Source organism: Pseudomonas sp. PS01300, assembly GCF_029960155.1.
Lineage (GTDB): Bacteria > Pseudomonadota > Gammaproteobacteria > Pseudomonadales > Pseudomonadaceae > Aquipseudomonas > Aquipseudomonas palmensis.
On record NZ_JASCPN010000056.1, the window covers coordinates 26,474 to 36,686 of the forward strand.

Consider the following 10,213-nt stretch of genomic DNA (forward strand, 5'->3'; position numbering starts at 1 on the left):
TAACAACTTTTGTGACACATAGGGTCATCTGGCGACCATATAGTCACTTTTGGTCACGCCGTGCGCACCGCTCCACGCTTGCTCTGGTGGCCGTAGGTCATGGTGCAGTTACGCCCCGCTCCCTTGGCACTGTACAGCGCCTGGTCGGCCGACTTGAGCACCTCATCGGGGCTGCGGTGCTCGGGCAGGCGCTCGGCGGCACCGATGCTGATGGTCACCGACACGCTGCTGGCCCCGGCCGCCCCACGGCGTTGTCGCCCCTGCTGGTCGTCCTGGGGGCGGCTGTCCTGGTTGCGCAGCTGGATATTGTAGTTGGCGATCACCTCGCGCACCGCCTCCAGGTGCGGCAGGCATTCCTCGATGGTCTTGGCCGCGAACACCAGGGCGAACTCCTCGCCGCCATAGCGGTAGGCGCGGCCCCCGCCGGTGACCTTGGACAGTTTGCTGGCCACCAGGCGCAGCACCTGGTCGCCCACGTCGTGCCCGTGGGTATCGTTGAATTTCTTGAAGTGGTCGACGTCGGTCATCGCCAGCACATAGTTGCGCCCCAGACGCTGCATGCGCTCGTTGAGCGCGCGGCGCCCCGGCAGGCCGGTGAGCTCGTCACGAAACGCCATCTGGTAGGCCTCGTGGGAGACCGCGGCGGCGATCATCAGCATCACCTGGCTGCACATGATGTTCAGGGTGAAGGGCAGGATGAAGGTCTGCGGCAGCATCCAGAAGATTCCCATCAGACCGATCACCTGCGCCGCATGCAGCGGGCGCGGTTCGCGCAGGTACTGCACCACCAGCAGGATGAAGGCGAGCAGGAACACCGGGTAGGCCAGCTGGATCAGGCTCATCCACTGACCGTGCAGCGCCGGCCAGCGGATTTCCGCGAGCCAGTTGAGCAGCGCCTGCGGGTAGCTCTGCTCCAGCCCCAGCGCCGTGCTGCCGACCGCCAGTAGCACGGCAAAGCGCGCCACCATGTCCTGGAACAGGTGCGTGCGTTCCTGCCAGGCGCCGTACAGCGCAAACAGGATCGGCAGCAACAGGCACACCAGGTGGAACACCACGGCGGCGTCCTGGCGCACCACGCCATTGTCGCGGTAGTAGTCGGTCTGGGTGTCGAGCAGGAAGTAGGCGATATACACCGTGACCATCAGGAACAGTTCACGCTGACGGCGGTAGACCGTGCAGTAGGCCCCGCCCAGCAGCAGCACCAGGGTTGGCAGCACGTTGAACAGCGAGGTGAAGAAGACGTTGAGGTCTCTGACATAAGCAGCGGCGAGCCCCGACACCAGCAGGAACAGTGACGGCAGAAAATGGCTCAGTCGTACAGCGGATAAACGAAACAAGGGAATCTCCGACCCGGCAGATCAAGTAATGGCATTGTGCCTTTAATGTGTCGGCAGCGCACATGAATAGATGAATATGCCGGCAGCACTTGTAACGGCAGGGTAGGAGCAGGGCTTAGCACGTATTCGTTTCAGGTTCTGACTAGCGCATAAAAAAACCCGCCGGTAAGGGCGGGCTTTCTTGCTTCAGGCGATGACTCAGTACGAGAGGCCGAAGTGCTCTTCGTTCATGTCCATCAGGTTGCTCGCGCCCGACAGCATGGTTTCCACATGCGTGCGGGTCCGCGGCAGGATGCGCTGGAAGTAGAAGCGCGCGGTCTGCAGCTTGGCGGTGTAGAACGCCTCTTCGCTGGTGCCGGCAGCCAGTTTCTCGGCGGCCAGGCGCGCCATGTCGGCCCAGAAGTAGGCCAGGCAGGCGTAACCGGAGTACATCAGGTAGTCCACCGAGGCGGCACCGACTTCTTCGCGGTCCTTCATCGCGGCCATGCCGACCTTCATGGTCAGTTCGCCCCACTCCTTGTTCAACTTGGCCAATGGCGCGACAAACTCGCTGATGGCCTCGTTGCCTTCGTTGTTCTGGACGAACTTGTGCACGATCTTGGTGAAGCCCTTGAGCGCCTCGCCCTGGGTCATCAGCACCTTGCGGCCCAGCAGGTCCAGCGCCTGGATGCCGGTGGTGCCTTCGTACAGCATCGAGATGCGGCTGTCGCGAACGTTCTGCTCCATGCCCCACTCGGCGATGAAGCCGTGGCCGCCGTAGATCTGCACGCCGTGGTTGGCCGACTCGAAGCCGACTTCGGTCATGAACGCCTTGGCGATCGGGGTCATGAAGGCCAGCAGTGCGTCGGCCTTCTTCTTCTCTTCTTCGTCCTGGCTGTACTTGACGATGTCGACCTGCTTGGCGGTGAAGTACACCATCGCGCGGTTGCCTTCGGCGAAGGCTTTCATGGTCAGCAGCATGCGACGCACGTCCGGGTGGACGATGATCGGGTCAGCCGCCTTGTCCGGCGCCTTGGGGCCGGTCAGCGAACGCATCTGCAGGCGGTCGCGGGCATACTTCAGGCCACCCTGGAACGCCACTTCGGCGTGGGCCAGGCCTTGCAGCGCGGTACCCAGGCGAGCGGTGTTCATGAAGGTGAACATGCAGTTCAGGCCCTTGTTGGCCGGGCCGATCAGGTAGCCGGTGGCGGCGTCGAAGTTCATCACGCAGGTGGCGTTGCCGTGGATGCCCATCTTGTGTTCGATGGAGCCACAGGAAACGGCGTTGCGCTCGCCCACACCGCCTTCGGCGGTCGGCAGGAACTTGGGCACGATGAACAGCGAGATGCCTTTGGTGCCGGCCGGTGCATCGGGCAGGCGCGCCAGCACGATGTGCACGATGTTGTCGGCCATGTCGTGTTCACCGGCCGAGATAAAGATCTTGGTGCCGGTGACCTTGTAGGAACCGTCGGCCTGAGGTTCGGCCTTGGTGCGCAGCATGCCCAGGTCGGTACCGCAGTGCGGTTCGGTCAGGCACATGGTGCCGGTCCATTCGCCGGATACCAGCTTGGTCAGGTAGGTGTTCTGCTGCTCGGCGGTGCCGTGCTCGGAGATGGTGTTCATCGCGCCGTGCGACAGGCCCGGGTACATGCCCCACGACCAGTTCGACTCGCCGACCATTTCGCTGACCGCCAGGCCCAGCGACTCGGGCAGACCCTGGCCGCCGTGATCGACGTCATGGGCCAGGCTCGGCCAGCCGCCTTCGACGAACTGCTTGTAGGCTTCCTTGAAGCCGGTGGGGGTCTTAACGCCCGACTCGCTCCAGGTGCAGCCTTCCAGGTCGCCCACACGGTTCAGCGGGGCCAGTACCTGTTCACAAAACTTGGCGCCTTCCTCGAGGATCGCATCGACCATGTCGGGGGTGGCGTCCTGGCAAGCCGGCAGGCTCTGATAGTGCGCTTCGTAGCCCAGCAGTTCATCGCGAACGAAACGAATATCACGCAAGGGGGCTTTGTAATCAGGCATAGCGATGAACCTCTGCTGATGGATCCTTGAATAGGGAGACCGCGACATACACCGACCAGCTCTAGGCGGCTTTCGGTCAAACAGTTGTTTGAAACATACGTTTACGCCGAAACCTTGTCAAGCACCCCCATGAGGGCATTTCTGCCATGGCAGGCTACGCTCCGGCCCCGCTCGCCAGAACGCAGGCACGACAAGGCGCCCGGCATTGGGCCAGGGCGTCGAGTCAGGATGTAGGGGTAAAACCGGGGAGGTGCGAGGGCCTGCTGGCTCAGGCGTAGGTATCGATCAGCGTGCCGAGCATTTCGTCGGAGGCCTTGGCCACTTTGACACCCAGCTCGACCTGATGCTTGCCCAGGGCAAGTTCGACGGTGCTGGTGGCCAGGTCCATCTGCTGGCTGCGGTCGACCGAGCGCAGGCGTTCGGCCTGGTAGTCGCTGGACTGGCTGGTGGCAGCACGTTCGACAGTGGTGTTGGCGATCTGGCTGGCGGCCTGATCGACGCGGTTCTGGCCGCTCTGAATGGCGCCCAGGCCAGCATAGAATGCGGAACTGCCCGAGATTTCCATTTCAAACTCTCCAGGTGACGGAAGGCACAGATGACATCAATGGCCCCTATTGAAGCAGACAACCCGGCAAAAGGCCCGTCAAAAACACTAATGGCACAGTGCCCTTCAATAGACTCAGCCTAGTCGAGCAAATCCAGCTGCAGGTATGCGGCCACCGCCTCGGCGCTGGCCACCTTGAGTTTTGGCACCCGGCCCAAGCAAGGGGCCGGCAGGCGTTCGGCAAGCGAAGCCAGGTTCTCCTCCAGGCGCGAGGTGCGCGGCTCGATGATGTTCGCCACCCAGCCGGCCAGTTGCAGGCCATCGCGGGCAATCGCCTCGGCACTGAGCAGCGCATGGTTGATGCAACCCAGGCGCACGCCTACCACCAGGATCACCGGCAGCTTGAGCGCAATCGCCAGGTCCGACAGATTGGCCTGATCGGACAACGGCACCCGCCAGCCACCCGCCCCTTCGATCAGGGTGAAATCGGCGTTGTGCGCCAGCACCGTGCGCATCGGCGCCAGCAACGCCTGCACGCTCAGCGCAACACCCGCCTCGCGGGCCGCCAGGTGCGGGGCGATGGCGGGCTCGAAGGCAAAAGGGTTGAGCTGCGCATAGGGCAGCGTGAGGCTGCTTTGCGCGATCAGGGCCAGTGCATCGGCGTTGCGCAGGCCCTTGGGGGTCACCTCGCAGCCCGACGCTACCGGCTTGGCCCCAAGGGTACTCAGGCCGGCCAGACGTGCCGCATGCAGCAGGCCGGCGGCAATGGTGGTCTTGCCCACATCGGTATCGGTGCCGGCGATGAAATAGGCAGCATGCATCTCAATCCCCTTGGTGCTGCGGCTTGTGCAGTACCGCATAGACTACCTGATAGGTGGCGGGCAGTCCCTGCGGCTGGCGAAAGCGCTCGTAGGCCTGCAGCAGGCCCTGCATGCGTGCCCTGCCGGTCAGGCCGGCGGGGCGACCGGGGTTGAGGTTGTGTGCGCCCAGCGCCTTGAGCTCGTGGGTCAGGCTGCGCACATCGGGGTAATGCAGTACATGGGGCCGGGCCTCCAGCCCGAGCACCTGCAGCCCGCTGTCGGCACACAGACGCTGGTAGTGCGCCAGAGGGCGGAAGCGATTGACGTGCACCAGCCCGTCCACCGCCTGCCAGCTTTCACGCAGCTCGAACAGCGTGCCCACGCACAGGCTGGCGAACGCCAGCACGCCCCCAGGCTGCAGAACCCGCTGCGCTTCACGCAGCACCGCAGCCAGGTCGGCGCACCACTGCACCGCCAGGCTGGAGAAGATCAGCCCGGCGCTGCCATCACGCAGCGGCAGACGCTCGGCATCGCCCGCCACATGGTAATGCGCTCCCCCCAGCTCACGGGCATGCAGCAGCATGCCTTCGGCGATATCCACCGCCACACCCAGCCCTTGTGGATAACGTTGCTGCAAGTGCCGGCTGAAATGCCCGGTGCCACTGCCCAGATCGATCCAGCAACGCGGTTGCAAATCGGCGGGCAGCTGCGCCAGCAGATGAGCGCCCACCGCCCGCTGCAACGCGGCGACACTGTCGTAGCTGGCCGCAGCACGGGAAAACGAGGCCGCCACCTGGCGCTTGTCGGGCAAGGCGCCGGGCAGCCTGGGCAGGGAAAGATCAGTCATCGCCACTCTCGTGCAGGAAGGTCTTGATAAAGGTCGCCAACGCCTGGGCGTGCTCCAGCAGGAAGGCGTGGGCGCTGTCCTCGACAATGCCCACCTCGACGTCCTGCAGCAGTTCGAACAGCGCCTTGGCCGCCTCGACCGGCACCAGCGCGTCGCTGCCTGCGAACAGGTGCAACTGCGGGCCGCCGAAGTTGCTCAGCGCAGCCCGGGTATCGAGTTGCCGCAATACCTCCAGGCCCGTGGCCAGGTACAGCGGGTCGGTTGCCGGCACCCCCACCTCCAGCAACCGCGCCAGGCTGCGCGGCGCCTGCGCGCCCTGGCTGCACAGCGACTTGAAGCGCTTGAGCGTCACTTGCGTATGGCTACGGCAACCGTCGAGAAAGGTATTGAAGGTGTCGGTCGGCATGCCATGGGGCCAGTCCGCACGGGCCACGAAGCTGGCGTTGCTGCCCAGCGTCACCAGCCCGCAGCAGTGATCGCCGCGTCGCGCCGCCAGCTCGGCGGCGAGCATGCCGCCCAGCGACCAGCCTCCCAGCCAGGTGTCGGTAGGCAACGTGCGGTCCAGGTGATCCAGCCATACAGGCACGTCACTGCCATCCAGCTCCGGCAGAGGCACCAGCTCCACGTGCAGCTTGGCATCCAGGGCGCGCAAGCTCGCGGCCAGCGGCTCCAGTGCAGCGGTACCCAGGCCCCAGCCCGGCAACAGAATCAGTCGATCACGCATCAGCAGGCTCCAGCAGCGAATGGCACTCGGCCAATGCATTCAACAATAGCTGTACCTGCGCGGCGCTGTGGGCGGCGGTCAGGGTCACGCGCAGCCGGGCACTGCCGGCCGGCACCGTCGGTGGACGGATCGCCGTGACCATCAGCCCGCGTTCGCGCAACATCGCCGACAGCCGCATGGCCCTTGCGGCATCGCCGATCAGAATCGGCTGGATCGGCGTGAAACTGTCCATCAGGTGCAGGCCGATCTGCTCGGCGCCCTGACGGAACTGGCGGATCAGCGCAGCCAGGTGCTCGCGGCGCCAGTGCTCGTCACGCAGCAGTTGCAGGCTCCTGAGCGTGGCGCAGGCCAGGGCCGGTGGCTGGCTGGTGGTATAGATGTACGGGCGGGCGAACTGGATCAGGCACTCGATCAGTTCCTCACTGCCGGCGACGAATGCACCGGCGGTACCGAAAGCCTTGCCCAGGGTGCCGACCAGCACCGGTACCTGCCCCATGTCCAGGCCGAAATGCTCCACCACGCCACCGCCGTGGCGGCCCAGGGTGCCGAAGCCATGGGCATCGTCGACCATCAGCCAGGCGCCCCTGGCCTGCGCCTGGGCAGCCAGTGCCGGCAGATCGGCGATGTCACCGTCCATGCTGAACACGCCATCGGTGACCACCAGCGCATTGCCGGTGGCCTTGTCCAGGCGCTTGCCGAGGCTGTCGGCATCGTTGTGCAGGTAGCGGCTGAAGCGCGCACCACTGAGCAACCCGCCATCCAGCAGCGAAGCATGGTTGAGGCGATCCTGCAGCACGCTGTCGCCCTGCCCCACCAGCGCGGTCAACGCACCCAGGTTGGCCAGGTAGCCGGTGGTGAACAGCAGCGCGCGCGGGCGACCGGTAAACTCGGCCAGGGCCAGTTCCAGTTCATGGTGCGGCGAGCTGTGGCCGATCACCAGGTGCGACGCCCCGCCGCCCACGCCCCAGCGCTCAGCGCCTGCACGCCAGGCGTCGATCACCTCGGGGTGGTTGGCCAGGCCCAGGTAGTCGTTGCTGCAAAACGCCAGCAACGGCGTGCCGTCCACCATCACCTGCGGCCCCTGCGGGCTCTGCAGCAGGGGGCGCTGGCGATACAGCGCCGCAGCGCGCCGTTGTTCCAGGCGCGCACTCAGATCAAAGCTCATGGCGACCTCAGGCGGAGGCGGCGTCGTAGAACAGCTCGCTGCTCTTCTGCTCGATCAGCGCCTGCTCGATGGCCGCCTGGTGCACCTCGTCGGCGTGCTCTTCGCGCGCTTCAGGCTGGATGCCCAGGCGCGCGAACAGTTGCATGTCCTTGTCGGCCTGCGGGTTGGCGGTGGTCAGCAGCTTCTCGCCGTAGAAGATCGAGTTGGCCCCGGCGAAGAAGGCCAGTGCCTGCATCTGTTCGTTCATCGCCTCGCGCCCGGCCGACAGGCGCACATGGGACTGCGGCATGAGGATGCGCGCCACTGCCAGCATGCGGATGAAGTCGAACGGGTCGACGTCTTCGGCATTCTCGAGCGGCGTGCCCGCCACCTTCACCAGCATGTTGATCGGCACCGATTCGGGGTGCTCCGGGAGGTTGGCCAGCTGGATCAGCAGCCCGGCGCGGTCGTCCAGCGATTCGCCCATGCCCAGGATCCCGCCCGAACAGATCTTCATCCCGGCATCGCGCACATAAGCCAGGGTCTGCAGGCGCTCGCCGTAGGTGCGGGTGGTGATGATGCTGCCGTAGAACTCAGGCGAGGTGTCCAGGTTGTGGTTGTAGTAGTCCAGGCCGGCCTGGGCCAGGGCCACGGTCTGCTCCTGGTCGAGCTTGCCCAGGGTCATGCAGGTTTCCAGGCCCAGCGCCTTGACCCCTTTGACCATCTGCAGCACGTAGGGCATGTCCTTGGCCGACGGGTGCTTCCACGCCGCGCCCATGCAGAATCGCGTGGAGCCGATGGCCTTGGCCCGGGCGGCCTCCTCCAGCACCTTCTGCACCTCCATCAGCTTCTGTTTTTCCAGGCCGGTGTTGTAGTGGCCGGACTGCGGACAATATTTGCAATCTTCCGGGCAGGCGCCGGTCTTGATCGACAGCAGGGTCGAGACCTGAACGCGGTTGGCGTCGAAATGCGCGCGGTGAACGGTCTGCGCCTGAAACAGCAGGTCGTTGAACGGTAGCTGGAACAGTGCTTTGACTTCGGCCAGGGACCAGTCGTGACGAAGCGTTGCAGTTGTGCTGGCGCTCATGGGTGTTTCCTTGTTTAGGCTTGTACTGGCGCCGGGACAGGAAAGCCCGCCAGCGCATCACGGATAGCTCGCATAGTTAAGGAAGCGCCATGCACTGTCAACCACACCTTAAACAACTGGTTTACAACTGGCTAAATATCAACCAAACGTGTTTGCTGTGCGATGAACCTGCCCAGCAGTCACACCCCATTTGCGTGGCCTGCGAGGCCGAACTGCCCTGGCTGGAAGAATGCTGTCGAACCTGCGCGCTGCCCTTGCCGATGCGGGGCCTGACCTGCGGCCAGTGCAGCCGCCGCCCACCCGCCTTCACCCGGGTCGAGGCGCCCTGGCACTACGGCTTCCCCGTGGATGCACTGATCACCCGCTTCAAGCACCAGCGCCAATGGCCGCTGGGCCGATTGCTGGCGCAACTGCTGGGCAACTGGCTTGCCTACCGCTTTGCCGAAGACCTGCCGCGGCCCGGCCTGCTGTTGCCGGTACCGCTGGCGCGCCGGCGCCTGCGCGAACGCGGCTTCAACCAGGCTGCGATGCTTGCCCAGTGGTTGGCCGGGCAGTTGGAGATCGCCTGCGAGCCACGTCTGCTCCAACGCCCGCAAGAAACGGCGGCCCAGCAGGGGCTGACGGCCAAGGCGCGCAAGCGCAACCTGCGCCACGCCTTTGCCCTGGCCGATTCGGCGGCGATCAGGGGGCAGCATGTGGCGATCGTCGACGATGTGCTCACCACCGGCGCCACTGCGCAGGCATTGGCCAGCCTGTTGCGGGCGGCGGGTGCCACGCGGGTGGACGTATACTGCCTGGCACGCACGCCCAAGCCCGGCGGCGCTTGACTTGCGCCGGGGCGGCGGGCACTTTCTGGGCCATCCCTGCCCCGACTGCGTGCCCGCCCATGTCCCTGCCTGCCCTGTTGACCCAACATATCGTCCGTCGCCCGCAACGCATCGCCCTGCTTGCCCACATCGCCGAGCAGGGGTCGATCACCCGGGCGGCCAAGAGCGCCGGCATCAGCTACAAGGCCGCGTGGGATGCCATCGACGAGCTCAACAACCTGGCCGCCAGCCCGCTGGTAGAACGCAGCGTGGGCGGGCGCGGGGGCGGTGGGGCGAAACTGTCGCTGGAGGGGCAGCGGGTGTTGCGCCTGTACCAGAAGCTGCAACTGTTGCAGGCGCAGGTGCTGGAAGCGGCCGAAGACTCCGACGATCTCGACCTGCTCGGGCGCCTGATGCTGCGCACCAGTGCGCGCAATCAGTTGCATGGGCGGGTCAGCGCCATTCGCGCGCAGGGCCGCATCGACACCGTGGAGCTGACCCTGGCCGGGGGGCTGCGCATCGAGGCGCAGATCACCCATGACAGCACCTTGCGCCTGGAGCTGGAACCGGGCACGCCGGTGGTGGCGCTGATCAAGGCAGGCTGGCTGGAGGTGGCGATGCCCGGGCCGGCGCAGATCAACCAGTTGAGCGCCGTGGTACAGGAACTGATCGATGACCCGCAAGGGACTACCGAGGTGCGCCTGAGCCTGAGCAACGGCCAGACGCTGTGCGCATTTGCCGAGCCGCAGTGGCTGCTGGACAACCGGGTGGCGGTAGGCAGTGAAGTGGCAGTGCGGTTCTCGCCGGCGTATGTGCTGCTGGGTACGCCGCTCTAGATTATTGGGGCTGCAGCACAGCCCATCGCGGGTCAAGCCCGCTCCCACAGGTTCAGCGATTTCCTTGTGGGAGCGGGCTTGACC

Annotated in this window: 10 protein-coding genes; 2 read left to right on the top strand and 8 right to left on the bottom strand. The window is 65.3% G+C overall.

What is annotated here, in order from left to right; all coding sequences use genetic code 11:
• Nucleotides 1-53: 53 nt before the first annotated feature.
• From QMX96_RS21460 to bioB, 8 genes are all read right to left on the bottom strand, one after another.
• The gene (locus QMX96_RS21460) at nt 54-1,337 is read right to left on the bottom strand and encodes a GGDEF domain-containing protein (protein ID WP_043863685.1); all 1,284 of its coding nucleotides are present in this window, start codon (nt 1,335-1,337) and stop codon (nt 54-56) included.
• A 198-nt stretch (nt 1,338-1,535) separates the two neighbouring features.
• Entirely contained in the window at nt 1,536-3,341 is a 1,806-nt protein-coding gene (locus QMX96_RS21465) for a phenylacyl-CoA dehydrogenase (protein ID WP_043863684.1), read from the bottom strand.
• Nucleotides 3,342-3,609: 268 nt separating this feature from the next.
• The gene (locus QMX96_RS21470; protein WP_043863683.1) at nt 3,610-3,906 is read right to left on the bottom strand and encodes a hypothetical protein; all 297 of its coding nucleotides are present in this window, start codon (nt 3,904-3,906) and stop codon (nt 3,610-3,612) included.
• A gap of 119 nt (nt 3,907-4,025) precedes the next feature.
• Nucleotides 4,026-4,706 carry a dethiobiotin synthase gene (gene bioD, locus QMX96_RS21475; RefSeq protein ID WP_043863682.1) on the bottom strand — a complete coding sequence of 227 codons (681 nt, stop codon included), beginning with the start codon at nt 4,704-4,706 and terminating at the stop codon, nt 4,026-4,028.
• A 1-nt stretch (nt 4,707) separates the two neighbouring features.
• On the bottom strand, nt 4,708-5,532 hold the full coding sequence (gene bioC, locus QMX96_RS21480; RefSeq protein ID WP_274097229.1) for a malonyl-ACP O-methyltransferase BioC: 825 nt from the start codon (nt 5,530-5,532) through the stop codon (nt 4,708-4,710).
• Nucleotides 5,525-6,256 (bottom strand): alpha/beta fold hydrolase, encoded by a 732-nt coding sequence (locus QMX96_RS21485; protein ID WP_043863680.1) that lies wholly within the window; start codon nt 6,254-6,256, stop codon nt 5,525-5,527. The genes bioC and QMX96_RS21485 overlap by 8 nt, the downstream gene beginning before the upstream one ends.
• On the bottom strand, nt 6,249-7,421 hold the full coding sequence (bioF, locus tag QMX96_RS21490; protein WP_043863679.1) for an 8-amino-7-oxononanoate synthase: 1,173 nt from the start codon (nt 7,419-7,421) through the stop codon (nt 6,249-6,251). Before bioF ends, QMX96_RS21485 begins: the two co-directional genes overlap by 8 nt.
• A gap of 7 nt (nt 7,422-7,428) precedes the next feature.
• Complete coding sequence (gene bioB / locus QMX96_RS21495) at nt 7,429-8,487, bottom strand: biotin synthase BioB (protein WP_043863678.1); 1,059 nt, start codon at nt 8,485-8,487, stop codon at nt 7,429-7,431.
• An 89-nt stretch (nt 8,488-8,576) separates the two neighbouring features.
• Between bioB and QMX96_RS21500 the strand changes: the two genes are divergently transcribed.
• Together QMX96_RS21500 and QMX96_RS21505 are read left to right on the top strand one after the other, a co-directional pair.
• Nucleotides 8,577-9,314, top strand: a complete 738-nt coding sequence (locus QMX96_RS21500; RefSeq protein ID WP_058541819.1) for a ComF family protein — start codon at nt 8,577-8,579, stop codon at nt 9,312-9,314.
• 59 nt (nt 9,315-9,373) lie between these two features.
• A complete protein-coding gene (locus QMX96_RS21505) occupies nt 9,374-10,129 on the top strand; it encodes a TOBE domain-containing protein (RefSeq protein ID WP_282362362.1) in 756 nt (251 codons plus the stop codon).
• The last annotated feature ends 84 nt before the right edge of the window (nt 10,130-10,213 follow it).